Source organism: Massilia orientalis (genome assembly GCF_030411975.2).
Lineage (GTDB): Bacteria > Pseudomonadota > Gammaproteobacteria > Burkholderiales > Burkholderiaceae_D > Telluria > Telluria orientalis.
The window spans coordinates 37,230-63,481 of the sequence record NZ_JASNRB020000008.1 but is presented as its reverse complement, the minus strand read 5'-3'; the positions used below and the strand labels follow the sequence as shown (position 1 = coordinate 63,481).

The following is a 26,252-nucleotide window of genomic DNA, read 5'->3' as shown; positions in this document are numbered from 1 at the left end:
CCTAGACATTGCGGGCTACCTGGATGGCCCAGTGATAGGCGTGCAACTGGCTCTGCCACCAGTCCGGCCCGTCGACGCCCGCTGCCTCCAGCGTCTCCGGATCCGGCCGCCCCGCTTCGGCGAGCCACAACCGTTGGCCCAGTTGCCCTTCGCGCCGCAGCAGCGCGGCTTCGACGTGCTCGGGCAGGTTCAGGTCCTGCACGATCTCCGCCATCGGCATCTGGAACAGGCGATCGAGCAGCGAGAAGACGCCGGCCATGAAAGCGAGGTCCTGCTCGTCGCGGTCGCCGCCGTCGCGCTTGCACAGCGCTTCCAGCGCGGCGCCGCGCAATGCGGCCACCGGCAGCATCAGGTTCGGCGGGCTGTCCGGGTGCTGGCGCGCGTACAGCAGCAGTTGCAGCCAGCGCTGCAGCTGGCGCCGGCCCAGGCGGCTGATCGCCTGGCCGAAGCTCGTGATCTGGGTACCGACCGAGAACGCGGCGGAGTTCACCAGTTTCAAAAGGTGATAAGACAGCGCCGGATCCGCTTTCAGCTGCGCTTCCAGCTCGCGCGAGTCGGCGTCGCGCGCCAGCAGCGCGAGCATCGTCAGCATGCGCCGGCGCGACGTGCCGTCGTCGCCTTCGGCCACGCTTCCCTCCAGCGCGTAGTCGCCGCTGAACCAGGAAAAGCCCGCGTTCTCGCAGGCGCGATACGCGTCCATGTCGCCGACGTTGTAGGCGAGGTGCGGTCCGAACAACGTCGGCAGCGCGCCGGCGCGCGGCAGCGCCGTGCGGCCATCGCGCGCCACGGTGCGCAGCGCGATCGGTGCGGCGACGCCTTCTGGCAGCGCGCCGTCGATCAGCACGCGGTAGCCGGCCATCTGCAGTTCCGCCAGGCGGCGCGCCGTACCGTCCGTCGCCAGCGCGTCCGCGCGCACGGCCAGCAGCACGCGGTTGGCCGGCAGCACGTTCAGGACGGGAGGCGTCAGGACAGCCGCATCGTCCAGCAGCACGATGCAGTCGAGGGGCGCAATGGCGGCCAGCAGGTCCGGCGTGCCGAACAGGCCCTGCAATGCAGGATCGTCGAGTCCGGTCCCCGGCGTACCAAGCAACAGAGCGACCCACTCGTTCTGCGCGTTGGCGACGGAGCGTACTTCAACCACCGGGAACGGGGCGCTGGACATTAGCGAATATGCATTGATAGTAACCAGCTAATAGTAGAGCACGCCTTAGTGGAAAGCAACTGTTTCTGTTTCCTATAGGACACGGTTTTACAGATATATTTACGATCCCGATCCGCCCACCCTGCCGTGCTGCACGGCGAACTTGATCAGCTCCGCCTGCCCCTCGATGCCGAGCTTGCGCTTGATGTTCAGGCGGTGCGTCTCGACCGTGCGCACCGACAGGTCGAGCGCCTTCGCGATCTGCTTGTTCGACTCGCCGTTGGCGATGTGGCGCAGCACTTCCTGTTCGCGCGACGTCAGCTGGTTGTCCTGCGCGGCGGGGCGCGCGAGCTGGCGCGCGACGGCGGCACTGTAGTAGATGCCGCCGGCCACGACGGTGTCGATGGCGAGGACGATGTCCTTGCCCGGTGCATCCTTCAGCACGTAGCCGCGCGCGCCCGCCTGCATCGCCTGCGTGACGTATTCCAGCTTGTCGTGCATGGACAGGATCAGCACGGCGATGTCGGGATAGTTCGCGTACAGGCGCGCGGTGGCTTCGATGCCGCTGCCGTCGCGCATGGTGATGTCCATCAGCACGAGGTCGATGCGCGTACTGCCCGCGAGCGCCAGCGCCTCGGCGCCGGAATCCGCTTCCGCCACGACGCGGAAGTGGGATACCGCTTCCAGCCGCGCGCGCAGGCCGTCGCGCACGAGGGGGTGGTCGTCGACCAGCATGATGTGGACGGTCTTCTCGGTCATTCAGGTCTCCAGTTCCACGCTCGCGCACACGGTGGTGCCGGCGGCGGACGATGCGATGTCGAGGTGGCCGCCGATTGCGTCCAGCCGCTCCATCATGTTGCGCAGGCCGATGCCGCGCTGCGGGTGCGTGGCCACGCCCTCGGCGTCGAAGCCGGCGCCGTCGTCCGCGATGGTGAGCAGCACGCGCCCGTCGCCGGCGTGCAGCGCCAGGTCGATGTGATGCGCGCCCGCGTGCCGCTCGATGTTCGTCAGCGCTTCCTGGGCGATGCGGAACAGCACCGTGCCGACGGTCTGCGGCAGGTGCTCGGCGTCGCCCGTCACGTTGAACGTCACGGGCATGCCGCTGTGCTGCGAGAACTCCTCGGCGAGGTGGTCGAGCGCGGCCGCGAGTCCGAGGTCGTCCAGCAGGGTCGGGCGCAGGTCGTGCGAGATGCGCCGCACCTCGCCCAGCACCTTGTTGAGTTCTTCCGCCGTCCGTTCGAAGCTGGCGTGCGCCTGGCGCTGCTGGTCCGGCGTGCCTTTCATGCGGATGATGCCGGCCTCGATCTGAAGCTTGATCGACACGAGCCACTGGCTGATGCCGTCGTGCAGGTCGCGCGACAAACGCGCCCGCTCCTGCTCCTGCGAATCGACGACGCGCTGCGCCAGGGCCTTCAGCTTCATGTCGGCGACGCGCGATTCGCTGATGTTCAGCGCGAGGCCGGCGCCGCCGATGACGAGCGTGGCGAGGATGGCGAGGCCGGCGATCCACCACATCGTCGTCTCGATGTTGCGCGACTGCTGGGCGTCGACCTGGTCGAGCGCGGCCTGCACGTCGTCGAGATACAGGCCGCTGCCCATGATCCAGCCCCATTGCGGCACCGGCACGACGTAGCCGAGCTTGGGCGCGGACTTGTTCGTGGACGGCTTGACCCAGTTGTAGCGCACGAGTCCCCCGCCCTGCTTCGCGACGGCGACGATGTTCTGGATGGTCGGCGCGCCGAACCGGTCGTGCAGGTTCCACAGGTCGCGTCCGACCAGCTCCGGCTGGCGCGGATGCATCAGGTTGCGGCCGTCCATGTCGTAGACGAAGAAATAGCCGTCGTCGCCGAAGCTCAGGGATTGCAGGATGCGCTTGGCTTCGGCGAGCGTGGCCGGATCGTTGCGGCCGGATGCGGTCAGGTGGGCGATCGAATGGGACGCGAGATCCACGTAGTGCCGCAGTTCCGCCTGCTTGCTGGCCAGGTAGGCCTGCTGGATGGTGGCGTGCTGCTCGTGCGCGAGCGCGATCGCCTGCTGGCGGACGAACAGGGCGATCGCGCACAGCGCCACGATCAGCGGGGCGATCGCGAGAAAGATGACCTTCTGCCGTAATTGCATGCCGTGCGCGTCGAAATAGTCGTAACATGAAATTGTACGACCGATCAGCTGTTGCTGCATGCAAAGCTTGCCTACGTAGGACTACGTAGAGCGCTGCGTAATCATGCGCTTGTACCGAGCCGACCCGTGCAAGATACTGACAGGCACGCTGCTGTTCGTGTAAGCCGGCATCGACCGGTCGGGCAGCGCATCCAAAATCGGAGGAGTCAATAATGAAACGTCTAACAAGCCAGCTCGGATGGGCTGCGCTTTCGCTCGTGGGCGCCGTCTCGCTCGCCTACGTCGCCCTCAAGCGCGGCGAATCCATCAACGCGGTCTGGGTCGTCATGGCCGCCGTCTGCGTCTACCTGATCGCGTACCGCTTCTACAGCCGGTTCATCGCCGACAAGGTGATGGGCCTCGACCCGCGCCGGCAAACCCCGGCGTACAAGTACAACGACGGCCTCGACTTCGTGCCGACGAACCGCTACGTGCTGTTCGGCCACCACTTCGCCGCGATCGCCGGCGCCGGTCCGCTCGTCGGTCCCGTGCTCGCCGCGCAGATGGGCTATTTGCCCGGCATGCTGTGGATCCTGGCCGGCGTCGTGTTCGCGGGCGCCGTGCAGGACTTCATGGTGCTGTTCATCTCGATGCGCCGCGACGGCCGCTCGCTCGGCGACCTGATCAAGTCGGAAATGGGCGAGATCCCCGGCGTGATCGCCCTGTTCGGCACCTTCATGATCATGGTGATCATCCTGGCCGTGCTGGCGCTGATCGTCGTGAAGGCCCTGGCCGGTTCGCCCTGGGGTTCGTTCACCGTGATGGCGACGATCCCGATCGCGCTGTTCATGGGCATCTATTCGCGCTACATCCGCGTGGGCCGCATCGGCGAGGTGTCGCTGATCGGCTTCGTGCTGCTGATCGGCGCCATCGTCGGCGGCCAGTACGTGCACGATTCCGCCACCTGGGGCCCGATCTTCACGTTCAACGGCACCCAGCTGACCTGGATGCTGATCGGCTACGGTTTCGTCGCCTCCGTGATCCCCGTGTGGCTGCTGCTGGCGCCGCGCGACTACCTGTCGACCTTCCTCAAGATCGGCACCATCGTCGGCCTCGCGCTGGGCATCGTGTTCGTCGCCCCGATGATGCAGATGCCGTCGATCACCCGCTTCATCGACGGCACCGGTCCGGCCTGGTCCGGCTCGCTGTTCCCGTTCCTGTTCATCACCATCGCGTGCGGCGCCGTGTCCGGCTTCCACGCGCTGATCTCCTCCGGCACCACGCCGAAGATGATCGAGAACGAGCAGCACGCCCGCTTCATCGGCTACGGCGGCATGCTGATGGAATCGTTCGTCGCCATCATGGCCCTCGTCGCCGCGTCGACCATCGACCCGGGCGTCTACTTCGCGATGAACAGCCCGGCCGCCGTGATCGGCACCACCGCCCAGACGGCCGCCGCCGCGGTCTCGAACTGGGGCTTCGTGATCACGCCCGACCAGCTGACGCAGATCGCGAAGGACGTCGGCGAGCACACCATCATCTCGCGCGCCGGCGGCGCCCCGACGCTGGCCGTCGGCATGGCCCACATCCTGTCGAACGTCATCGGCGGCAAGGTCATGATGGCGTTCTGGTACCACTTCGCGATCCTGTTCGAAGCGCTGTTCATCCTGACCGCCGTCGACGCGGGCACGCGCGCCGGCCGCTTCATGCTGCAAGACCTGCTGGGCGCCTTCGTCCCGTCGTTCAAGCGCACCGAGTCGCTGCCGGCGAACCTGATCGCCACCGGCCTGTGCGTCGCCGCCTGGGGCTACTTCCTGTACCAGGGCGTCGTCGATCCGCTGGGCGGCATCAACACGCTGTGGCCGCTGTTCGGCATCGCCAACCAGATGCTGGCCGGTATCGCCCTCACCTTGGGCACCGTCGTGCTGTTCAAGATGAAGCGCGGCCAGTACGCGTGGGTCTCGATCGTGCCGACCATCTGGCTGCTGATCTGCACGCTGTCGGCCGGCTGGCTGAAGATCTTCGACCCGAACGTCAAGGTCGGCTTCATGGCCCACGCCCACAAGTTCCAGGCCGCGCTCGACCAGGGCCAGGTGCTGGCGCCGGCCAAGTCGCTCGACCAGATGAGCCGCATCATCTTCAACGACTACGTCGATGCCACGCTGTGCGGCTTCTTCATGGTCGTCGTGATCGCGGTGCTGCTGTACGGCATCCGCACGGCACTGGCGGCGCGCAAGAACGCCAAACCGAGCGCCAAGGAGACGCCGTACGTCGCGGCGCCGGCCGCCTCGATGGCCGAGGTGCAGTGATGCTCGGCGCGCTGGCACAGGCAGGCCGCTACCTCGGGCAAAGCATGCGCCTGATGGTCGGCCTGCCGGAATACGACACCTATGTGGCGCACATGGAGAAGACCCATCCGGATCAGCCGGTCATGAGCTACGAGGAGTTTTTCCGCGAGCGCCAGCAGGCACGGTACGGTAACGGCAAGCGCGGGGGTTGTTGCTGAGCTAGCCTGTAACGTAGCGCCCGAGTAGCCGTCATCCCCGCCTCGGCGGGGATGACGTTTATGGTTCCTCCTTATTTCGGCCTTCCCGGCTCCTGTCACTTTGCGCCAGCACAAACGGCGCCCCATATCCCTCACCTATAGTCAGTTCCTGCAAGAATTTGCTTTCTTGCATGGTGAACCTGTGCGACAGGTTCGTTCGCAGCGCCGACCGCCGGATCCGCCCAACCCATGCAGACTCTCGAGCGCTCAAGCCTCAACCGAAAACTGACGTCGATGTGCCTGCAGGCCGCCGCCAGCGCGCTGCTGGTCGTGTACGTCGCCTTTGCCCTGGCGACGGTGACCGGCGAGCGCCGCGAGGAACGGCAGGAACTGGAGGCGCTGGCCGCCGTGCTCGCGCAGGGCGGTCTCGATGCCGTGCAGTTCAACGACCGCCGCCTCGCCACGCAGCTGCTGGCCGCGCTGGAAGCGCGCCGCGGTCTCGCCTCGGCCGTCCTGTACGACCGCAAGGGGCAACCGTTCGCCGCCTGGCATGCAACCGGCCAGGATGCCGCGGACAAGGTCGAGGCGCTCGGCGGGCTCGATCCCGACACCGTCGCCGCGGCCGCCGATGCCGGCAGCCGCCCCTGGCTGCCCGTGCTGCGCGTCTACCGCGTGCTCGGCGCGCCGCTTGACGCCGACGGCCGCGCGCTGCCGCCCGTGGGTGCCGTCATGATCGAAAGCGACCTCGTGCCCCTGTGGCTGGACATCGCGCGCGCACTGGGCGTGATGGCCGTCGCGCTCGCCGCCGCGCTGCTGACGGCGTTCGTGCTCGTACGGCGGCTGCGGCGCAGCATCAGCGACCCGATCGGCAAGTTGATCAACGCGGCGCAAAAAGTCTCCGCCAGCCAGAACTACACGCTGCGCATCGCCCACAACCGCAACGACGAGCTGGGCGTGCTGATCGACAGCTTCAACAACATGCTCGCGCAGATCGAAGGCCGCGGCGCCGCGCTCACGCACCACCGCGACGAACTGGAACGCCAGGTCGGCGTGCGCACCGAGCAGCTGGAAAAGGCGAAGAACGCGGCCGAGGCGGCAAGCCGCGCGAAAAGCGCCTTCCTCGCCACGATGAGCCACGAGATCCGCACCCCGATGAACGGCGTGCTGGGGATGACGGAAATGCTGCTGGGGACGGAGCTCACCGAAACGCAACGCAACTACACGCGGCTGGTGAAGCAGTCGGGCGAGCACCTGCTGGTGATCATCAACGACATCCTCGATTTTTCCAAGATCGAGGCGGGCAAGCTCACCGTCGAGTACATCAATTTCAACCTATGGGACCTGCTGGACGACATCCATACCGTCTACACGCCGCAGGCCGAGGCGAAGAACATCCCGCTCCATTTCGACATCGCCAACGACATCCCCGTCGCCATCTGCGGCGACCCGAACCGGCTGCGCCAGATCATGGCCAACCTGCTCGGCAACGCGGTCAAGTTCACGGACCAGGGCCGCATCCTCGCCAAGGTGCGCATCGCGAGCGAGGACAACCAGGCCGTGATGCTGCGCTTCGAAGTGCACGACACGGGCATCGGCATCTCGCGGGACGCCCGCAGCCGCATCTTCGAGGCGTTCTCGCAGGCCGACGATTCCACCACGCGCAAGTACGGCGGCACGGGCCTGGGTCTGGCGATCTCCAAGCAGCTCGTCGAATTGATGGGCGGTTCGATCGGCGTCGAGAACGCATTGACGCAGGGTTCCGTGTTCTGGTTCACGGTCGCCTTCGACAAGCGCCGCGTCGATCCGGATGCGCCGGGCGACCACCAGCACACGATCGACGGCCTGCGCGTGCTTCTCGTCGACGAGAGCGAGACGAGCCGCATCGGCCTCGAACGCCACCTGGCTACGTGGCGCGTCGAATGCGACGCGGCGGAGAGCGCGGACGAAGCGCTGGAGCGGCTGGACGAGGCGGCGCGCGCGGGCCGGCCGTACGACGCCGCGATCCTCGACATGGAGCTCTCGCACACGAGCGGCCTGCTGCTGGCCGCGCAGGTCAAGTCCGAGGCGGCCACGCGCGCCACGCGGCTCGTGCTGCTCAGCCCCGAACGGCTCGCCGCCGATCCGGTGCAGCGGCGCGAGGCCGGCGTCGCGTACCAGCTCATCAAACCGGCGCGCGCGGCGGATTTGTTCGCGTGCCTGGCGACGCCGCCGCGCGGCCAGGTGGCGCCGGCGCCGCGCTTCATGCCGCCGCGTCCGCTGCATCTGGACGCCAACCGCCCGCGCACGCGGCGCGTGCTGCTGGCCGAGGACAATCCCGTCAACATCGAGGTTGCCCGGGCGATGCTGGAAAGCCTCGACCTGCAAGTGGATTGCGTGCGCAACGGCGAGGATGCATTGCAGGCCGTACGCACGAATTCCTACGACGCCGTGCTGATGGATTGCCAGATGCCCGTGATGGACGGCTTCGCCGCGACGGCCGCGATCCGGCGCGAGGAACGCGAAGCGGGCCGCGGGCGCGTGCTGCCGATCATCGCGATCACGGCGAATGCGCTGCAGGGCGACCGCGAAGCCTGCCTCGCCGCCGGCATGGACGATTACCTGTCGAAGCCGTTCAGCCAGCAGGAAATCGCGGCCGTGATCGGGCGCTGGATGGCGCTGCCGCTCGCGGCCACCGTGCACCACGACGACGAACCGCCGCGGCTGCCGCCCGCCTCCGTCGAAGTGATCCAGCGCGACGTCATCAACCGCGTGGCGCTGGACAAGATCCGCGCCCTGTCGCGCGACCGCGGCGACGCGCTCGTGCAGAAGGTGATCGCCGCCTACGTCGACGACACGCCGCAGCAGCTGCGCACGCTGCGCTCCGCCATCGACGGCCTCGACACGGGCAACGTGCGCCGCATCGCGCACACGCTGAAATCGGCCAGCGCCAACGTCGGCGCCGAAGCCCTCGCCGCCCTGTGCAAGGAACTGGAGCACCTGGGCCGCGCCGACACCACCGAAGGCGCGGACGCGATCCTGACCGACATGGAACAGGAGTTCCAGGCCGTCCGGCATTCGCTCACCGCCATCCTCGAAAAGGAAACCTGACATGCCAGCCCAAACTGCTACCGTCCTGGTCGCGGACGACGATCCGGTGATGCGCCTCCTGATGCTCGAGATGCTGGAAGGCGTCGGACTGGAAGGCATCGAGGCCGCGGACGGCCAGGAAGCCGTGACCCTCGCGCACGCGCACGCGCCCGACCTGATCCTGCTGGACGTCGAGATGCCGAGGATGGACGGCTTCGCCGCGTGCCGCGCGATCCGCGACCTGCCGAACGGCGCCATGGTCCCGATCGTGATGGTGACCGGCGGCGACGACCTGGAAGCCGTCACCAATGCCTACGAGGCCGGCGCCACCGACTTCGTCTCGAAGCCGATCAACTGGCCCATCCTCGGCCACCGCGTGCTGTACGTGCTGCGCGCAAGCGATGCGATCGTCCGCCTGCGCATCGCCGACGCCCAGAACCGCGCGGTGCTGGCCGCCATTCCCGACACCTTCTTCCGCATGTCGCGCGACGGCTTCTACCTCGATTACGAGCCGGGCCGCGACGGGACCGGACGCGGCGTGCGCGACGCCGGCGCGGACGAACAGATCGTCGGCCGCCACGTGACCGACGTCCTGCCGCGCGACATCGCCGAGCGCCTGTTCGAGCAGGTGGGCATGGCCCTGCACGTGCAGCAGGTACGCTCGGTCGAATACGAATTGATCCGCTTCGGCGAGGCCCAGCACTTCGAGGCGCGCCTCGTCGCCACCGGGCCGAATGAAGTGCTGGGCCTCGTGCGCGACATCAGCGAGCGAAAGCGCGCGGAAGAACAGATCCGGCGCCTCGCGTATTGCGACAGCCTGACGGGCATCCCGAACCGCCAGGCTTTCCTGGAAATGCTGGAGCGCGAGCTGCAGCGCTCCAAGATCGGCAACAAGAAATTCGCCGTGCTGTTCATGGACCTGGACGCGTTCAAGCGCATCAACGACACGCTGGGCCACAACGTGGGCGACCAGTTGCTGAAGCAGGTGTCGGACCGCCTGCGCGAGACGATCCGTCCGAACGACCTGATGTCGCGCGGCGACCTGGTCCCGCGTGCGGACACGCCCAACAGCGCGGGCACGAACCTCGCGCGCCTGGGCGGCGACGAATTCACGATCCTGATCCCCGACCTCGAACGGGTCGAGCACGCCCTCAACGTGGCGCACCGCGTGAAGGATGCCATGCGCCGCCCGTTCGTCATCGAAGGCAACGAGATCTTCGTGACGGCCAGTATCGGCATTTCGCTGTTCCCGGAAGACGGCGACGACTGCACGTCGCTGCTGAAGTACGCGGACACCGCGATGTACCACGCGAAGAACTGCGGCAAGAACAACGCCAAGCTGTACTCGTCGTCGCTGACGATGCAGATCATGAGCCACGTGAGGCTGGAAGTCGGCCTGCGCCGCGCGCTGCAGAACGACGAGTTGTACCTGCTCTATCAACCGCAGCTCGACGTACGCTCGAACGAGATCGTCGGCGTGGAAGCCCTCGTGCGCTGGCGCCACGCGGAACGGGGCGTCGTCTCGCCCAACGAATTCATCCCACTGGCCGAAGAGACGGGCCTGATCGTGCCGATCGGCGAATGGGTGCTGCGCACAGCGTGCAACCAGGCGCGCCACTGGCAGAAACTCGGGCGCCGGCCCGTACGCATCGCCGTGAACCTGTCGGCCAAGCAGTTCAAGGACGAGAACCTGTCGCAGATCGTCCTCTCCGCGCTGCACGACACGGGCCTCGACCCGCGCCTGCTCGAACTCGAGCTGACGGAAGGCACGCTGATGGACGATGCGAAGGCCACGCTGGCCACGCTGGAGCAACTACGCGGCATCGGCGTGTATCTGTCGATCGACGACTTCGGCACCGGCTATTCATCGATGAACTACCTGAAGCGCTTCGACGTGCGCGCGCTGAAGATCGACCGCAGCTTCATCAGCGGCCTGCCGCAGGATTCCGAGAACGCCGCGATCACGCGCGCCATCATCGCGATGGCGCACGGTCTCAAGATGATCGTCGTGGCGGAAGGCGTCGAGACGGGCGAGCAGCTCGTGCTGCTGGAGGAATACGGCTGCGATCTCGTGCAGGGCTTCTACCTCGGGCGGCCGGCGCCGCCGGAGGCGGTGACCGGCATGCTGCAGAAGTTGTGGGTGCCGGTCGCGGCACGGTAACCGCACAGTAAAACAACGTCGCCCCCGCGAAGGCGGGGGCCCAATGTAGCGCCGTCGATACGCCAAACTTGGGTTCCCGCCTGCGCGGGGACGACGTTGGCTTAGTTCGTGAATTTCAGCGTGTGCACGGCCGCCCCCGGCAGCAAAGGGGTCGGCTTTGCGCGCACCCAATCCTCGTGTCCTTTCAGGAAGTACGGCGACAGCGGATGCCCGCTCTGCCCGCCGGGCATGTCGAACAGCCCCTCTTCCTCGCGCCCCGGCGCCACCGTCAGGCGTTCCGACTGTCCGAACTTCGGCCCCGCCACGCGCGGCATGTTGGCATCGCCCGGCAGCTGGTCCGGCGGGACGCTGAGCCAGCGGCGCAGCGCCGGCACCGCGATCGTGAACGGGTGCGCGATCGTCGCCGTGTTGCGCCGGCCCCACGTCGCCTGCGCGAGCGGCGTGCCGTCTTCCTTGATCTGGGCGATGGCGCGGTCGATGGCCGCCAGCTGCAGGGCTTGCCAGCTCGCGTAACCGGCCGGCAGCCACGCGGCCGGGCGCTCGTCCAGCAGGCGCGCCACGACGTCCGGCCAGCGCGACGTCGCGACCACGATGCTGGCTTTCGGATCGAGTTTCGCCAGCTCCGCATCGACGCCGCCGAACAGCAGCTCGTGCAGCGACCACATGAACTGGCGCGCCAAACGGTAGCCGACGGACGTCGTGCTCGCGCGGCCGTCCCAGCTCGATTCCAGCAGGCGGCGGAACTCGGCGCGCTCCGGATGCTGGTCCAGTGCGCGGGCGTCCAGCGCGGCCAGGGCGCGCTCGCGCCAGCCGGCGATGAACGGTGCGCGGTCGTCGAGCGACGCCTGGAACGCGGCCGGCACGTCCGTCCTGTCGCCCAGTCGGCGCACGTTGCCGCTCAACTGGTGCACGCGCGCGCCGAGGTCGAAGCCGCCGTCGCCGATGATGCCGGAGTCCCCGCCCGCGAGCTGGCGGCTGTTCGCCGTCACCAGCTGGCCGCCGGCCGGATTGACGACGCGCGGATGCTGCGCCGGCGCGAGCAGTCCGCTCCACGTGGGCACGGCACCGTCGGCCGCGAGCGGGAACGACACCCTGGGGCCGCCCTGCGCGCGCTGCGGCAGCGCGCCGCCGATGGTCCACGCGATGCCGCCGCGGTCGTCGCCGAGGACGACGTTCTGCGCCGGGATGCCGTCGCCGGCGGCCGCGGCGAGCGCCTCGTCGAGGTTCGTCGACGCTTCCAGCTTCAGGTGGTTCAGGTTCAGCGCGCCGGGATCGTGCGCGACCCAGTGCACCGCGTACTGGACGCCGTCGACGGTGCGCACCGGACCGAGGCTCGTCTCGAGCACGGTCATCGCCTGCGCCGGTTCGCCCTTCACGAGCAGCGTTTCCGTGTGCGCGACGGGCGTCTCCCAGCCGTTCGTCGTGCGTACCTGGCCGGGATGGGCAGCATCAAGGCCGAGGCGCACGAGGTCGAGCGTGTCCGCATAGCTGTTGGTAAAGGCCCAGGCGACATGGCCATTGCTGCCGACGATGACGGCCGGGGGCGTCCCCGGCAGGCTCACGCCGACGACGCGGCGCGGCTGCCCCTGCGCGTCCGGGAAGCGCAGCGCGAGGCGGTACCACGTGTTCGGCAGCTGCAGGCCCAGGTGCATGTCGTCGGAGACGATGGCGGCGCCGCTCGCCGTGCGCGTCCCGGCGATGACGTAGTTGTTGCTGCCCACGGCGTCCGTGAACGCGATCCCCGCCACCTGGCGCGCAGGGACGCCCTCCTTGCGGCCCCACCAGGCCGGCGCCGTGGCCGGAATCGGGGCCGGCGCCAGCGCGACGGCGTCCGCATCCATCGGCGTATCCCAGCGGGTCGCCTCGGGCAGCAGGAAGGCCAGCTGGGCCGGATCGAGGTGCGCGGCGAGCCAGCCCCGCGCCAGTTCGCGCGGTTCCTGGTTGCCCTGCAAATCGAAGTACATGGCCCACACGGCCAGCAGCGAATCGGCGGGTGTCCACGGACGCGGCGTCGCGCGGCTGAGCAGGTATTCGAATGGCCGCGCACGCAGGCCGTTCAGGCCGTCGTTGACGCCGGCCGCGTAGCGGTCGAGGAACGCGCGCTCGGCCGGCGTCATGCGCTGCACGGCTTGGTCGGCGCGGGCGCGGAAGCGGTGCAGCCGGTGCGCGCGGTCCAGCGGCAGCGCCTTGGCGCCGAACAGCTCGGCCAGTTCACCGGCGGCACTGCGGCGCAGCAGGTCCATCTGGAAGAAGCGCTCCTGGCCGTGCACGAACCCGGTGGCGTACGCGACGTCGAGCCGGTTCGCCCCGCTGATGGTCGGCACGCCGTTCGCGTCGCGCTCCACGGTGACGGGCGCCGACAGCAGCGGCGAACGATGCTGGCCGTCGAGCTCGGGCAGGCTCGCGCGCAAGGCCATCCAGGCGCCGCCCGCGACGAGCACCGGCAGCACCACGACCCCGACCGCAACCCGCCGCCCCCATTTGCCCCATCCACGTTGTCGCATGCCGCTCATCCCTTTGGAAAAGGGGCATCTTGCCAGAAATTGCACGTGCGGGCGAGTACGCGACAACCCTTACCCGCGATGGTTCCCCGTGCGCGATTGAGCAGGCTCTCTCACAGGCTCGCACTGTCTTCTAAGCTTTGGAAAGGCGCGCAAGACGCGCGTGTTGGTTGGAGGAAGCGCCATGATTCGGGTGCTGGGTATCGGGTTGGTACTCACGCTGGCCGCGTGCACGACACCGCAGGAGCGCGCGGCCCAGGCGCAAGCCGACGTCGAACGGATGATGGCGGTCTACGGCCCGGCCTGCGTCCGGCTGGGTTATGCGGCCCAGACGGATGCGTGGCGCAGTTGCGTGCTCAGCCTGGGGGCAAAGTACGATCTGCAGCACTATGGACCGCCTGCGGGCTACTATGGCTGGGGTCCGGGTTACTGGCGGGGCGGCTGGTGGGATCCGTATTGGTAACGCGTTGGGCAACCCGGCGCGCGAACTCGGCTTTCGTGACCGCCTCGCGACTTTCCAGCAGGCGTTCCAGCGTCCGCTGGATGTGACGGACCAGTTCCGGATAGCGCGCATCCGGCGGATGCAGGCTGAAGCGCACGAGCGGCGAGCGCGCCAGCATGGCCGCCGTGGCGTCCGCGACGCGCGGCGACAGGATGCGCCCGCCGCGGTTGCGTGCCGCGTACACGAGCGACGGCGACAGGATGGCGTGCGTGCCGTGGCGGTTGTTTTGCGTGAATGGTGTGGACCCCGCGCGCGCGATGTCCGGGTTCGGTTTGTCTTCCAGCAGATCTTGTGGCACCGCCGGATCAGCGCGGCCGGTCACATCGTGACGCCGGTCCGCGGCGGTCGCACCCGTCCAATTGCGCGCGTCGAACTGCCTGTTGCCGGGGCCTCGGGCAGACTGGTTGCCCGTGCCGGCCTGGACCGCCCCGCTGCCGCCCTGGATGCTCGCGCTGGCGTCACCCCGATACCCCGGCCGAGCGCCAGCGACCTCGCCGGCACCATTCGACATCTGCTGACGCTGCGGTCGCGCAACCGGGCGTCGCTCGCCCGCCCCCGGCAGGCAATGAAAATGGCTGAACGTAGTCGTGTACGCGAACGGCGCATCACGCAGCGCCCGCCAGGCGCCCGCGCCCAGCAGCCAGGCCGGGGGCACGAAGCCGCTGGGCGTCCAGCCGCGCGCCGCGAACCAGTCGAGGCCCAGCTCCAGGCGCCGCCGCGCTTCCGCTTCCGTCAGCGCCGCGAATTCTCCCTCGCGCCGCGTGTACACGTTGCGCAGGAAACGCGCGCGCAGGCCGCCAGTGCCCGCCTCCGTGTCGAGATGGCTGTAGCCGTGCAGCGCCAGTTCGTCGCCGCGCTCCAGCGCCACGTTCAGGCAGGCTTCCATCGCGAGGGACTGCTCGGGGCGGAAGTGGTAATGCGGGACGACGAGCCACGTCAGCGAGATGTCCGCCACGGCGCGCACGGCTTCCACGAGACGCAGGCAATCGCTCCACGTGGCCGGCGCCACGTCGTGGATCGAGACGCACAGCATGTGCTCGTCAGGGGACCAGTCAGTCTGTGACACGGATGCGCTCCCGTTCATGGATCAGGTCGATGGCGAAGTCGGCGGCCGCGTGCGGATACCCGTGCAGCAGGCCTTCGTAGCGGCCGATCACCTGCGGCAGGATCTCGTTCCAGTCGTAGCGTTCGACGGCCCTGCGCCGTGCGGCCTGCCCCATGCGGACGAGGTCGCGCTGGTAGATGGCCTCGATCGCGCCGGCCAGGCTGTCGACGTGGTTCGGCTCCGCCAGGATGCCCGTCTCCGTGTCGACCAGCTCGGCCACGCCGCCCTTGTTCGTGGCGACGACGGGCAGCCCGCACGCCATCGCTTCCAGCACGATCAGGCCGAACGTTTCGCAATCGCCCGGGTGCACGAGCACGTCGCAGCTGGCCAGAAGGCGGGCCAGCTGGCGCTGGTCGCGCCGGAACGGGATGTGCGTAACGCGGCCGCAATACGGCAGCATGCCGCCGCCGCCCACGAGGACCAGGTGGTACGGATCGCCCAGCTTGCGCACGGCTTCGATCAGGACGTGCAGCTTTTTTTCCGGCGTGAAGCGGCCCGCGTAGACGAGCAGGCGCGCGTCCGGCGCGAGACCCAGGTGTTCGCGCAGGGTCTCGTCGCGGCGCTGCGGGCGGAACACGCTGCTGTCGATACCGAGCGGCTGGTGGACCGCGCCGGACACGCCGATCGCATCCAGCTGCTGCACCATGACGCGGCTGGGTGCCAGCACGAGGTCGAACTGGCGATACAGGTTGGCGAGGTAGCGGCAGGTGCCGCGCGCGATCCATTGGCCGAAGCGCGGCTGCACGAGGCGCGGCAGGTCGGAGTGGTAGAACGCGACGGCCGGGATGCCGTAGCGCCGGCGCATGCGCAGCGCGGCCCAGGCGCAGTGGCCGGCATCGCCCGCCTCGACGACGTCGGGGCGGACCGATTCCAGCAGACGGGCCGGGCCTTCGACGGACAGCGGCATGCGGAAGCCGTGGAAACCCGGCAGGCCGGCGGACGGTATCTTGACGAGCGCGGGCACCGTGTCGTCGCATGTCTCCACATTGGAGCTCATGATGGTGTGCCGGACGCGGCTGCGCCGTGCCAGCCAGTGGGCCTTGGCATTCAGATAGGTGCTGACGCCGCCTCCTTCGGCCGCGTAGAACATCGTGATGTCGACGAGATGCATGCTTGGGGTCCGGTCAAAGTATCCCCACGATAGCAGCGTAGACGGTGCGCCGGGTTTGCGCACTGTCAAGCGAACACCGCCTGCTGCCGGGAGCCGACCTGGCCGCGCAGGCGCCGTCGGGCGCCGCTACGATGCCGTCACTGTTGCGTGACGGTGCAAGGGCTCCCCGTTGTGGGGAGGCCCATTATGCACTGCGCCTGTCGAGCATGGCGCGCGCGATGGTGCCCGCGTCCACGTACTCGAGCTCGCCCCCGACGGGAACGCCGCGCGCGAGGCGGCTGACCTTGAGTCCGCGCGCCTTCAGCATTTCGCTGATGTAATGGGCGGTCGCTTCGCCCTCGTTGGTGAAATTGGTGGCGAGTACGACTTCCTTCACGTCGCCATCGGCCGCGCGACTGATCAGTTTTTCCAGGTGCAGGTCCTTGGGACCGATGCCGTCCAGCGGCGACAGCCGGCCCATCAGCACGAAGTACAGGCCCTTGTACGTGAGGGTCTGCTCGATCATCATCTGGTCGGCCGGCGTCTCGACGATGCACAGCAGCGACCGGTCGCGCTGCTCGTCGGCGCACAGGTCGCAGACCTCGGTCTCCGAGAACGTATTGCACATCGCACAGTGATGCACCGCGTCGACGGCCTGGTACAGCGCGCGCGACAGCATCGCGGCGCCTTCGCGGTCGTGCTGCAGCAGGTGGAAGGCCATGCGCTGCGCCGACTTCGGCCCGACGCCCGGCAGGCGGCGCAGTGCCTCGGTGAGGAAGTCGAGCGATTTGGACATAATTGACTCCTGGACCCCGGGGACTCCGAGCCTCTGCTGCTTACTGTGCGCGCCAGGCGGACAGCGCCTCGGCGGTCATGGTGGGAACGAACTCGGTGACCGCATAGGTCGCGAGGCCCGCCTGCGCGAACGGATCGTCGCGCAGCGCGGCGTCGAGCGCGGCGCGGTCGGCCGCATGGGCGACGAGGATGCCGCCGTCGCGCGGCTCCTTGCGGCCCGCCATCAGAAGCAGTCCGCGCGCAGTGTGCTCCTGCAGCCAGGCGCGGTGCGCCGGCAGGTAGGCGTCGATGCGCTCGAGCGGCGCCGTATAGTTCAACGTGACGATAAACATCAGAACGGCATCTTGAAGCCCGGCGGCAGCGGCAGGCCGGCGGTCAGGCCGCTCATCTTTTCCTGGGCGGTGGTTTCGGCCTTGCGCACGGCGTCGTTGAACGCGGCGGCCACCAGGTCTTCCAGCATGTCGCGGTCATCGCCCAGCAGCGACGGGTCGATCGACACGCGCTTGACGTCGTTCTTGCACGTCATGACGACCTTCACGAGGCCGGCGCCCGACTGCCCTTCGACTTCGATCTGGGCCAGCTGGTCCTGCGCCTTCTTCATGTTGTCCTGCATGGCTTGCGCCTGCTTCATCAGGCCTGCGAGCTGGTTTTTCATCATGATGTGTTCTCCAAAAAAGTCGGATGGGTAAATCGTTTATACAGTTTATACCGGCGCGGGCACGAGCCCGGCTCAGGACGCGATCGGCCGCACGGAACCGGGCACGACGAACGCATCGAACGTGCGCACCATGTCCTGCACGAACGGATCGGCATCGACGGTGGCCTCGGCCTCGCGCTGCAGCCGCTCGCGCCGCGCCTTGGCTTCGGCGCTGGCCGTGTACCAGGTCGGCGCGATTTCGGTCTCGACGTTCACGCGCACGGCCGGGAAGCGTTCCTGCAGCGCCGCGCACAGTTTTTCGCTGTTGCCGCTGGCGCGCAGCGTGTCGACGGGGACGCGCAGGCGGAACGTCGCGGCGGCGCCATCGGCCACGCACTCGACCAGCTCGGTCTGGAAGGCGAGCTGCTGCGCCACGCCGCGCAGCGGCAGCGAGGCGGCCAGCGCGGGCCAGTTGCCGTCCCAGTCGATGGCCGGCACGGGCGTGACGACGTAGGCGTACGGCGGCGCGGACGGTGCCGCGACGCGGGCCGGGGTGGGCGGCGCCTGGACTGCCGGGGCGTCCATGGCCACGGCGCTGTCGTCGGAAAATTCGGTGACCCAGGCCGGCGGCTCGTCGTCGGCGACGGCCTGCTCGTCGGCTTGCCCCTGGGCGGCCTGGCGCATCATCGCCGGCTGCGGCTGGGCGGCGGCCTGGGGCTGCGTCCGCGCGGCAGCCGCGGCGGCGCCGTTCGGCGCGCCCTGGTCCCACGGTGCCGGCGCGGCCGCGCGCGCGGGCGCGCCCGGGGCGGGCGCCGACGGCGCGGCAGGAGGCGCGGCAGCGGGCGCCGGATCCGCGGCCGGTGCCGGACGGCGTGGCACGCCACCCATGCGGGAGCCGGCGCGCGCCGCTTCCAGCGCGGCATCGAGGGCTGCACGGGCCGACGTCATGGCGCGGCCGGCACCCTGTGCGGATGGCGCGGAAGCCGGTGCAGATGCGGGTGCCGCGGAAGCCGCCGGGCCGGCCGGACGCGCCGCGGCGGCCGGCGCAGCGGCGGCAGCGGGACGCGCCGGTGCCGCCTGCGGCATCGTGCGCGCCAGCGCGGCCGGTGCGGGCGCCGCGGCCTGCTCCGCGCCCCCCTGTCCGGGGCGGAACGCCAGCATGCGCAGCAAGGTCATCGTGAAGCCCGCGTACTCGTCCGGCGCGAGGCCGATCTCGTTGCGGCCGATCACGGCGATCTGGTAATACAGCTGCACTTCCTGCGGATCGAATTGCGTGGCGAGACGCTGGATGTCGGCCAGTTCCGGCAGGTCGTCCGGCAGTGCGGCCGGCACGGTCTGCGCCAGCGCGATCCGGTGCAGCAGCGTGCCCAGGTCCTGCAGCGCGCCGTTGTACGACAGGCTGCGGCTGGCCATCTCGTCGGCGACGGCCATCAGGTCGGCGCCATCCTGGTTCGCGAGCGCATCGAGCAGGCGGACCAGGTAGGACTGGTCGAGCGCGCCCAGCATGCCCTGCACGGCGTCGAGCGTGACGGCGCCGGCCGCATAGGCGATAGCCTGGTCGGTCAGCGACAGCGCGTCGCGCATCGACCCGTGCGCGCCCTGCGCGAGCAGGCGCAGCGCGGGCTGTTCGAACGTCACGCCTTCCTGGCCGAGGATGTTTTCCAGGTGGCCCACGATGTGGCCGGGCGGCATCTGCTTCAGGTTGAACTGCAGGCAGCGCGACAGCACGGTCACGGGAATCTTTTGCGGGTCCGTCGTCGCGAGGATGAATTTCACGTGCTCGGGCGGTTCTTCCAGCGTCTTCAGCATCGCGTTGAAGGCGTGGTTCGTGAGCATGTGCACCTCGTCGATCATATAGACCTTGAAGCGTGCATTGCTCGGCGCGTAGACCGCCTGTTCCAGCAGCTGGGCCATCTCGTCGACGCCGCGGTTCGACGCGGCGTCCATCTCGACGTAGTCGACGAAGCGGCCGGCGTCGATCGCGCGGCACGGTTCGCACTGGCCGCACGGTTCGGCCGTGATCGACCCGTTGCCGTCCGGCCCGACGCAGTTGAGCGACTTGGCCAGGATGCGCGACAGCGTGGTCTTGCCCACCCCGCGCGTGCCGGTGAACAGATAGGCGTGGTGCAGCCGTCCGGTACGCAAGGCATGGGTCAGCGCACGGACGACGTGCTCCTGGCCAACCAGCGTTTCAAAGTTCCGGGGACGGTATTTGCGGGCGAGGACTTGATAGGACATACCGCGATTTTACCGTAGACCGGGCGAGGCGCGGCAACATTAGACGCTCGTCGGGAATTCCCCTACACTCGTCTCGTTATTTCAATTCGGAAAATACGAACATGTCACTGCGCATCCCGCTGGCCTTCGCTTCGCTGCTGCTCGCCGTACAAGTCCATGCCGCCGAACGCGAATGGCTCCCGTACCGCAAACTGGTCGACGTCATCAAGCTCGACAAGTTCGACGCCCTGCCCCCGGCCGAACGCGACAAGGTCATCCTGTACGCCAAGCTGGTGCCGGTAAACAAGACACTCTCGCCGTTGGATGCGGGCCTCGTCGTCGTGGATGGTGCCAGCCGGACGCCCTTGCCGCTCGATGCCGGCGGCCGCGCACGGATGGTTCTGAATCCGCAGTGGATGGCGCACGACGCGCAGATCTGGACGAGCCTGCCCAAGGGCGAAAAGATGCGTATGGGTTTCGACCTGGGCGCCGTGCTGCCGGAGACGACGCAGTGGCGCTACGCGAGCGTGATGGGTGCCATTCCCCAAACCAATGCCGCGATCGGCAAGGTGGCCGGCGCGCTGAGCCTGTTCGTGCCCACGATGAAGTCGGTGATCTTCAAGTTCGACAAGCCGGCCCAGCTGACCGTCAAGGCCGCCGGCGGCGACAAGCGCTATGCCAGCGACGCGAAGCACCATGTCAGGCTCAAGCTCGACGAGGATATGCTGAAGGAAAACCCGCTGGTGGAGGTATCGATGCGCCCGCTGGAAGCGGAGATCGATGAATAAGGAAGGTAGTAGGCGAGCCTGATCTGCGGCACTTGCGGTGAACGGCTTTGGCTGCTTCGTTCCCGACCTGACCAGGTAAACCATGCCACAATGCGCAGGGGCCCGCCAGCTCGCATTATAACCGGTTACGGGCATACCGGCAAACCGCCGCCGGGATGCGCCGCGCATACCTATATAGAGTGCCCCGCATCAAGCGGACGTCACAGCCCCAGCTGCTGCCAGATCCCATCCACGCGCGCCTTGACTTCCGGCGTCATGACGATGGGTGTGCCCCACTCCCGGTTCGTTTCGCCCGGCCATTTATTAGTGGCATCGATACCCATCTTGCTGCCCAGGCCGCTGATCGGCGACGCGAAGTCGAGGTAGTCGATCGGCGTATTGTCGACCATGACGGTGTCGCGGGTCGGGTCCACGCGGGTCGTGATGGCCCAGATCACTTCCTTCCAGTCGCGCACGTCGACGTCTTCGTCCACGACGACGATGAACTTCGTATACATGAACTGGCGCAGGAAGCTCCACACGCCGAACATCACGCGCTTGGCGTGGCCGGCGTACTGCTTCTTCATCTGCACGACGGCCATGCGGTAGCTGCAGCCTTCCGGCGGCAGGTAAAAATCCGTGATCTCGGTGAACTGTTTTTGCAGCAGCGGAACGAACACTTCGTTCAGCGCGACGCCCAGCACGGCCGGCTCGTCGGGCGGTTTGCCCGTGTAGGTCGAGTGATAGATCGGGTCGCGGCGCATCGTGATGCGGTCGATGGTGAACACCGGGAACCAGTCCTGCTCGTTGTAATAGCCGGTGTGGTCGCCATACGGTCCTTCCAGGGCGTGCTCGAAACCGGACGGGTGGTTCTCGTCCGGATAGATATGACCTTCCAGCACGATCTCGGCCGACGCCGGCACGCGCAGCTCGCTGCCGATCGCCTTCGTCAGGACGGTGCGCTGGCCGCGCAGCAGGCCGGCGAACTGGTATTCGGACAGCGTGTCCGGCACGGGCGTCACCGCGCCCAGGATCGTGGCCGGGTCGGCGCCCAGCGCCACCGCCACAGGATACGGCTTGCCCGGATTGGCGATGCAGTGTTCGCGGAAGTCGAGCGCGCCGCCGCGGTGCGCGAGCCAGCGCATGATGACCTTGTTCGGCCCCAGCACCTGCTGGCGGTAGATGCCCAGGTTCTGGCGCTTCTTGTTCGGCCCTTTCGTGATCACGAGGCCCCAGGTAATCAAGGGCGCGACGTCGCCCGGCCAGCAATGCTGGATCGGCAGGCGGGACAGGTCGACGTCGGCGCCTTCCCAGACGATTTCCTGGCACGGCGCGCCCTTCACTTCCTTCGGCGCCATGTCCCACACGGCCTTGACGAGCGAACCCAGGTCCATGATGTCCCGAAAACCCTTGGGCGGCTCGGGCTCCTTCAGGCGCGCCAGCACGTGGCCAATCTTGCGCAGCTCGCCGACGTCGTCCGCGCCCATGCCCAGCGCTACCCGCTGCGGCGTGCCGAACAGGTTGGCCAGCACGGGGATCGGATAGCGCTTGCCGGCCGCGTCGACCGGGTTCTCGAACAGCAGCGCCGGCCCGCCGGCACGCAACGTCCGGTCGCACACCTCCGTCATTTCAAGATTCGGTGAAATAGGCGCGGATACGCGCTTGAAGTCACCGTTTTCTTGCAACTTAGCAATAAAATCCCGCAGATCAGAGTAGTTCATTGAATTTTTAATTCTTTTTTACATCTTTTGATGAGTGCTAACAATCGCCGGCAAGTGGTTGATTTGCCAAAGAATTGATGAGCGCCTGTGCGTTCTTTAGATCTAAAAGTAATAGAACGCGTGAGTGCTAGTATTGACTTGATATAAACGAGCTTCTACAATCCGCCGTATCAAGTGAGGCAGGCCCGTCCAAGACGTGATTCTAGCCGGTCTCATTCTTTCACGGGGTCGGGGCCCCAGCGACATTTTAGGAGTGTTTTCACTGGGCGTCTGCCCAACCAACCCCGAGACAGTTGTTAGCTACTGGGCGCCTCCACTGCAGCGCGGCCCAGCTGAAGCAAGCAATGACGGCGTTCCTCGACCGCTACAGGCGGCGACGGACGGTTTTCTGATGCACGGCATGAGTTCGTTCGAACGCTGCGCTTCCAGCGCGGTGACGGGATGGCTTTTTCCGCGACAAAGGAGAGACGATGATCCATCGCTTCATCGGCACGAGCGCAAGGCTCGTCCAACAGATGGCCAGCCAGCCAGTCACGTGGTCTTCCGTGATCAAAGCGGCACGCGGTGTTTTGACCACCGCACAACATACCTTGACCGTTTTCGGTCTTTCCGCAGTAGCAATGATTGCCCTGCTGTACAGCCGCCCCGATTTTGCAAAACGGGTGTCGGATTTCCTGAGCCCGCAACACGCCGTGCCGGCGCAGGTTGCCACCGCCAATCCCGCGGTACAGCTCGTCGCAGCGCGCGGCGCGGACGCCGTCGAGATCGCGAACGACGACAAGGCGGCGAACCGCCCCACCCGTCAGCAGAAGTATGTGACGGACTGGCTGTCGCGCCGCTACCGCGTGGCCGGCGACGCCGCCAACATGCTCGTCACGACCGCGTACAGCACGGCGCACGAGATCAAGCTGGATCCCCTGCTGATCCTGGCCGTGATGGCCATCGAATCGGGCCTGAATCCGTTCGCGGAAAGCCCGATGGGCGCGCAGGGCCTGATGCAGGTGATGTCCAAGGTCCACAGCGACAAATTCGAGGAAGTCGGCGGCTCGCAGGCTGCCCTGAATCCGGTCGCCAACATCCGTGTCGGCGCCCTGATCCTGAAGGATTACGTGAAGCGCACGGGCTCCGTCGAAGGCGCCCTCAAGAGCTACGTCGGCGCCGCGGCGGCCGACGACGACTCCGGCTACGGTTCCAAGGTCCTGACCGAATACAAGCGCCTGAAACAGGTCGCGAGCGGCAAGAACGTCCCGATCTACTTCCCGCCGGCCGCGGCCCCGAGCACGACCCTGGCCCAGAAAGCGGCCAGCGCGCCGGCCAAGCCGGACACCGCGGCGGCCGATACGGCCCACGGCAGCACCCAGACCGGCGAGACCGTCGCCGGACTCTGAGTCCTCACCCTTACACTCCTTTCCTGGTCGAAAGCCACCGTCGGCGCAAGCTACGGTGGCTTTCATTTTTTACCTGTACCGCTCCCTGACCGTCGCCCCTGCGGCGGCAGGGGCCCGGTTTGTTCGAGCTGCCGAGTGAACAAGCGCTTCGACTGCCGGTCACTTCGTCTTGGGTTCCCGCCTGCGCGGAACGACGTTCCGGCGCAGCCACATAAAAAAGCCGCCCTGGTTTCCCAGGGCGGCTTTCTCACTATATATATGTAGCGGGGGCAACGAATCAGCGTCGTGCGTCCGCGTTCACCTCGTCCGGACGCAGCTTGCCGGCCAGGCGGTCGAGCACGCCGTTCACGTACTTGTGGCCGTCGATACCGCCGAACGACTTGGCCAGTTCCACGGCTTCGTTGATCACGACGCGGTACGGGATCTCGATCTGGTTCTTCAGCTCGTACGCGCCGAGCAGCAGCACGGCGTGCTCGATCGGCGACACTTCCGCGATCGGGCGGTCGACGGTCGGCGCAATCACTTCGCGCAGCTCGACCGACTGGGCGATCGCGCCGTTCAGCAGCTCCGTGAAGTATTCGCCGTCGGCCTTGTCGAAGCCGTGCGCGGTGCGGATGTTGGTGACGACCGTGGAGGCCGGTTCATTGTTCAGCAGCCATTGATACAGCCCCTGCAGTGCGAACTCGCGCGCGCGGTGGCGCGGCGTGCGGTTCTTGTTGGGATTGGCGTGCGATGTCTTGTCAGTCATGGTTGTACTCGATTTACTCTTCTTCGGCCTGCAGTTCTTCGAGGCCCAGCAGCAGGTTGGCCATCTCGACCGCAACGCGTGCCGCATCGGTGCCCTTCTCGGCCATGCGGGCTTCCGCCTGCTCGTCGTTTTCCGTCGTCAGCACGGCGTTGGCGATCGGCATGCCGTAATCCAGGCCGATGCGGGTGATGCCGGCGCCCGACTCGTTCGACACGAGCTCGAAATGGTAGGTTTCACCGCGGATGACGGCGCCCAGCGCGATCAGCGAGTCGAATTGCTGCGTCTCGGCCATCTTTTGCAGGGCCAGCGGGATTTCCAGCGCGCCCGGCACGGTCACGTGCAGGATGTCCTCGTCGGCCACGCCCAGGTGCTTCAGTTCTGCCAGGCAGGCCGACAGCAGGCCATGGCCGACATCGGCATTGAAACGTGCCTGCACGATACCGATGCGCAGGCCTTCACCTGCCAGATTGCTTTCAAAAGTTCCTACCGTCATGGCTATGCCTCTTGTTCTTTCGTTGATTAATAGTTCAATGGTACCGCGTTATGCCGAGACGTCGCATCCGGGCTTGGCCAGGTAGCCGGTGACTTCGAGGTCGAAACCGGCCATCGACGGCATCTTGCGCGGGTTGGCCAGCAGCTTCATCTTGCGCACGCCGAGCTGGCGCAGGATCTGCGCGCCGATACCGTAGGTGCGCAGGTCCAGGTTGGCCGCGCGGCCGACCGGGCGCGTCGGCTTGTCCTGGAACTGGGCGAACAATTCGTCGGCCGTTTCGGCGCAGTCGAGCAGGACGATGACGCCCGCCTCCGCCTGCTTCACGGCCTGCATCGCGGCGGCGAGATTCCACGAGTGCGACGTCGAGGCGCTGTCCAGCAGGTCGAGGATCGACACCGGCTGGTGCACGCGCACGAGCGTCTCGCGGTCCTCCTGCGGGTCGCCGTGGACGAGCGCCAGGTGCGCCGAGCCGCTCGGCTTGTCGCGGAAGGCCACCAGCTTGAACTCGCCGTGCACGGTGGCCAGCGAACGCTCCGCCACGCGCTCGACGAGGGTCTCGTTCTGGCTGCGGTAATGGATCAGGTCGGCGATGGTGCCGATCTTGAGGTTGTGCTCCTGCGCGAATTCCAGCAGGTCCGGCAGGCGTGCCATCGTGCCGTCTTCCTTGATGATCTCGCAGATGACGGACGCCGGGGTCAGGCCCGCCATTTCCGTGAGGTCACAGCCCGCCTCCGTATGGCCGGCGCGCATCAGCACGCCGCCCTTGACGGCACGCAGCGGGAAGATGTGGCCCGGCTGGACGAGGTCTTCCGGCCTCGCATCCTTCGCCACCGCCACCTGGATGGTGCGGGCGCGGTCCGCCGCGGAGATGCCCGTCGTGACGCCTTCCGCCGCCTCGATCGAGACGGTGAAGTTGGTGCCGAACGACGTGCCGTTGCGGGTCGTCATCATCGGCAGTTCGAGGCGGTCGCAAATCTCCTCGGACAGGGTCAGGCAGACGAGGCCGCGCGCATGGCGGATCATGAAATTGATCGCCTCCGGCGTGACGTGTTCGGCGGCGAGCACCAGGTCGCCCTCGTTCTCGCGGTCTTCCTCGTCGACCAAAATGACCATGCGCCCGGCGCGCAGTTCGTCAACGATTTCCTGGGTGGTGGAGATGGGCATGTGGATTCCTCGAGAGTACGGACCGGCTGGTGCGGAAATCCGCTATTTTAAAGGATTTGCCAGTCCTCGGCCGTATCCCCGTCGGGGGCCGCGCACTCTAGAGTCCCGCTACCACTGTCGTGGCATTGTTTCGTTGCATAATGACAACGACCCGCTTTGTTCGGCCTGCATTAC

The 26,252-nt window shown here is 67.4% G+C and carries 20 protein-coding genes and 1 other RNA gene; 6 read left to right on the top strand and 15 right to left on the bottom strand.

Annotated elements, in window-relative coordinates:
• Window position 1: 1 nt before the first annotated feature.
• The 3 genes from QPK29_RS14155 to QPK29_RS14145 form a co-directional block, all read right to left on the bottom strand.
• A complete protein-coding gene (locus QPK29_RS14155; RefSeq protein ID WP_371770020.1) occupies window positions 2–1,162 on the bottom strand; it encodes an EAL and HDOD domain-containing protein in 1,161 nt (386 codons plus the stop codon).
• 99 nt (window positions 1,163–1,261) lie between these two features.
• Entirely contained in the window at window positions 1,262–1,900 is a 639-nt protein-coding gene (locus tag QPK29_RS14150; RefSeq protein ID WP_371770021.1) for a response regulator, read from the bottom strand.
• Complete coding sequence (locus QPK29_RS14145) at window positions 1,901–3,259, bottom strand: cache domain-containing protein (RefSeq protein ID WP_371762949.1); 1,359 nt, start codon at window positions 3,257–3,259, stop codon at window positions 1,901–1,903.
• A gap of 212 nt (window positions 3,260–3,471) precedes the next feature.
• Between QPK29_RS14145 and QPK29_RS14140 the strand changes: the two genes are divergently transcribed.
• From QPK29_RS14140 to QPK29_RS14125, 4 genes are all read left to right on the top strand, one after another.
• Window positions 3,472–5,547 carry a carbon starvation CstA family protein gene (locus tag QPK29_RS14140; RefSeq protein ID WP_371770022.1) on the top strand — a complete coding sequence of 692 codons (2,076 nt, stop codon included), beginning with the start codon at window positions 3,472–3,474 and terminating at the stop codon, window positions 5,545–5,547.
• Window positions 5,547–5,744 (top strand): YbdD/YjiX family protein, encoded by a 198-nt coding sequence (locus QPK29_RS14135; protein ID WP_056127383.1) that lies wholly within the window; start codon window positions 5,547–5,549, stop codon window positions 5,742–5,744. Before QPK29_RS14140 ends, QPK29_RS14135 begins: the two co-directional genes overlap by 1 nt.
• Window positions 5,745–5,972: 228 nt before the next feature.
• The gene (locus tag QPK29_RS14130; RefSeq protein WP_371770023.1) at window positions 5,973–8,810 is read left to right on the top strand and encodes a hybrid sensor histidine kinase/response regulator; all 2,838 of its coding nucleotides are present in this window, start codon (window positions 5,973–5,975) and stop codon (window positions 8,808–8,810) included.
• A gap of 1 nt (window position 8,811) precedes the next feature.
• Entirely contained in the window at window positions 8,812–10,950 is a 2,139-nt protein-coding gene (locus tag QPK29_RS14125) for a putative bifunctional diguanylate cyclase/phosphodiesterase (RefSeq protein WP_371770024.1), read from the top strand.
• A gap of 101 nt (window positions 10,951–11,051) precedes the next feature.
• Here QPK29_RS14125 and QPK29_RS14120 read toward each other — a convergent pair whose 3' ends face one another.
• The 7 genes from QPK29_RS14120 to QPK29_RS14090 all read right to left on the bottom strand — a co-directional run bounded on the left by QPK29_RS14120 (window position 11,052) and on the right by QPK29_RS14090 (window position 19,818).
• The gene (locus QPK29_RS14120; protein WP_371770025.1) at window positions 11,052–13,454 is read right to left on the bottom strand and encodes a penicillin acylase family protein; all 2,403 of its coding nucleotides are present in this window, start codon (window positions 13,452–13,454) and stop codon (window positions 11,052–11,054) included.
• Between the two features lie 353 nt (window positions 13,455–13,807).
• Window positions 13,808–15,019: a DUF2334 domain-containing protein gene (locus QPK29_RS14115; RefSeq protein ID WP_371770026.1), complete on the bottom strand. Its 1,212-nt coding sequence runs from the start codon at window positions 15,017–15,019 to the stop codon at window positions 13,808–13,810.
• Complete coding sequence (locus tag QPK29_RS14110) at window positions 15,006–16,169, bottom strand: glycosyltransferase family 4 protein (protein ID WP_371770027.1); 1,164 nt, start codon at window positions 16,167–16,169, stop codon at window positions 15,006–15,008. The genes QPK29_RS14115 and QPK29_RS14110 overlap by 14 nt, the downstream gene beginning before the upstream one ends.
• Window positions 16,170–16,353: 184 nt before the next feature.
• Window positions 16,354–16,944, bottom strand: coding sequence for a recombination mediator RecR (gene recR / locus QPK29_RS14105; RefSeq protein WP_371762942.1), 591 nt, complete (start codon window positions 16,942–16,944; stop codon window positions 16,354–16,356).
• Between the two features lie 40 nt (window positions 16,945–16,984).
• Window positions 16,985–17,275 (bottom strand): YciI family protein, encoded by a 291-nt coding sequence (locus QPK29_RS14100; RefSeq protein ID WP_160408450.1) that lies wholly within the window; start codon window positions 17,273–17,275, stop codon window positions 16,985–16,987.
• Window positions 17,275–17,601, bottom strand: coding sequence for a YbaB/EbfC family nucleoid-associated protein (locus tag QPK29_RS14095; RefSeq protein WP_056127352.1), 327 nt, complete (start codon window positions 17,599–17,601; stop codon window positions 17,275–17,277). The genes QPK29_RS14100 and QPK29_RS14095 overlap by 1 nt, the downstream gene beginning before the upstream one ends.
• 72 nt (window positions 17,602–17,673) lie before the next feature.
• A complete protein-coding gene (locus QPK29_RS14090; protein WP_400189772.1) occupies window positions 17,674–19,818 on the bottom strand; it encodes a DNA polymerase III subunit gamma/tau in 2,145 nt (714 codons plus the stop codon).
• 101 nt (window positions 19,819–19,919) lie between these two features.
• Between QPK29_RS14090 and QPK29_RS14085 the strand changes: the two genes are divergently transcribed.
• Window positions 19,920–20,585 carry a hypothetical protein gene (locus QPK29_RS14085; protein WP_371772080.1) on the top strand — a complete coding sequence of 222 codons (666 nt, stop codon included), beginning with the start codon at window positions 19,920–19,922 and terminating at the stop codon, window positions 20,583–20,585.
• Between the two features lie 8 nt (window positions 20,586–20,593).
• On the opposite strand, the gene ffs is transcribed toward QPK29_RS14085, so the two are convergent.
• Window positions 20,594–20,692, bottom strand: an RNA gene (gene ffs / locus QPK29_RS14080) — signal recognition particle sRNA small type.
• A 93-nt stretch (window positions 20,693–20,785) separates the two neighbouring features.
• The gene (ubiD, locus tag QPK29_RS14075; RefSeq protein ID WP_082577439.1) at window positions 20,786–22,285 is read right to left on the bottom strand and encodes a 4-hydroxy-3-polyprenylbenzoate decarboxylase; all 1,500 of its coding nucleotides are present in this window, start codon (window positions 22,283–22,285) and stop codon (window positions 20,786–20,788) included.
• A 620-nt stretch (window positions 22,286–22,905) separates the two neighbouring features.
• Between ubiD and QPK29_RS14070 the strand changes: the two genes are divergently transcribed.
• Window positions 22,906–23,673 (top strand): transglycosylase SLT domain-containing protein, encoded by a 768-nt coding sequence (locus QPK29_RS14070; RefSeq protein WP_371772079.1) that lies wholly within the window; start codon window positions 22,906–22,908, stop codon window positions 23,671–23,673.
• Between the two features lie 277 nt (window positions 23,674–23,950).
• Here QPK29_RS14070 and nusB read toward each other — a convergent pair whose 3' ends face one another.
• Genes nusB through ribBA form a run of 3 tightly spaced genes read right to left on the bottom strand, consistent with a single transcriptional unit; the run spans window position 23,951 to window position 26,078 of the window.
• Window positions 23,951–24,421, bottom strand: coding sequence for a transcription antitermination factor NusB (nusB, locus tag QPK29_RS14065; RefSeq protein ID WP_056127339.1), 471 nt, complete (start codon window positions 24,419–24,421; stop codon window positions 23,951–23,953).
• Between the two features lie 13 nt (window positions 24,422–24,434).
• Window positions 24,435–24,914, bottom strand: coding sequence for a 6,7-dimethyl-8-ribityllumazine synthase (gene ribH / locus QPK29_RS14060; protein WP_056127338.1), 480 nt, complete (start codon window positions 24,912–24,914; stop codon window positions 24,435–24,437).
• Window positions 24,915–24,962: 48 nt separating this feature from the next.
• Entirely contained in the window at window positions 24,963–26,078 is a 1,116-nt protein-coding gene (ribBA, locus tag QPK29_RS14055) for a bifunctional 3,4-dihydroxy-2-butanone-4-phosphate synthase/GTP cyclohydrolase II (RefSeq protein ID WP_371772078.1), read from the bottom strand.
• Between the last annotated feature and the right edge of the window lie 174 nt (window positions 26,079–26,252).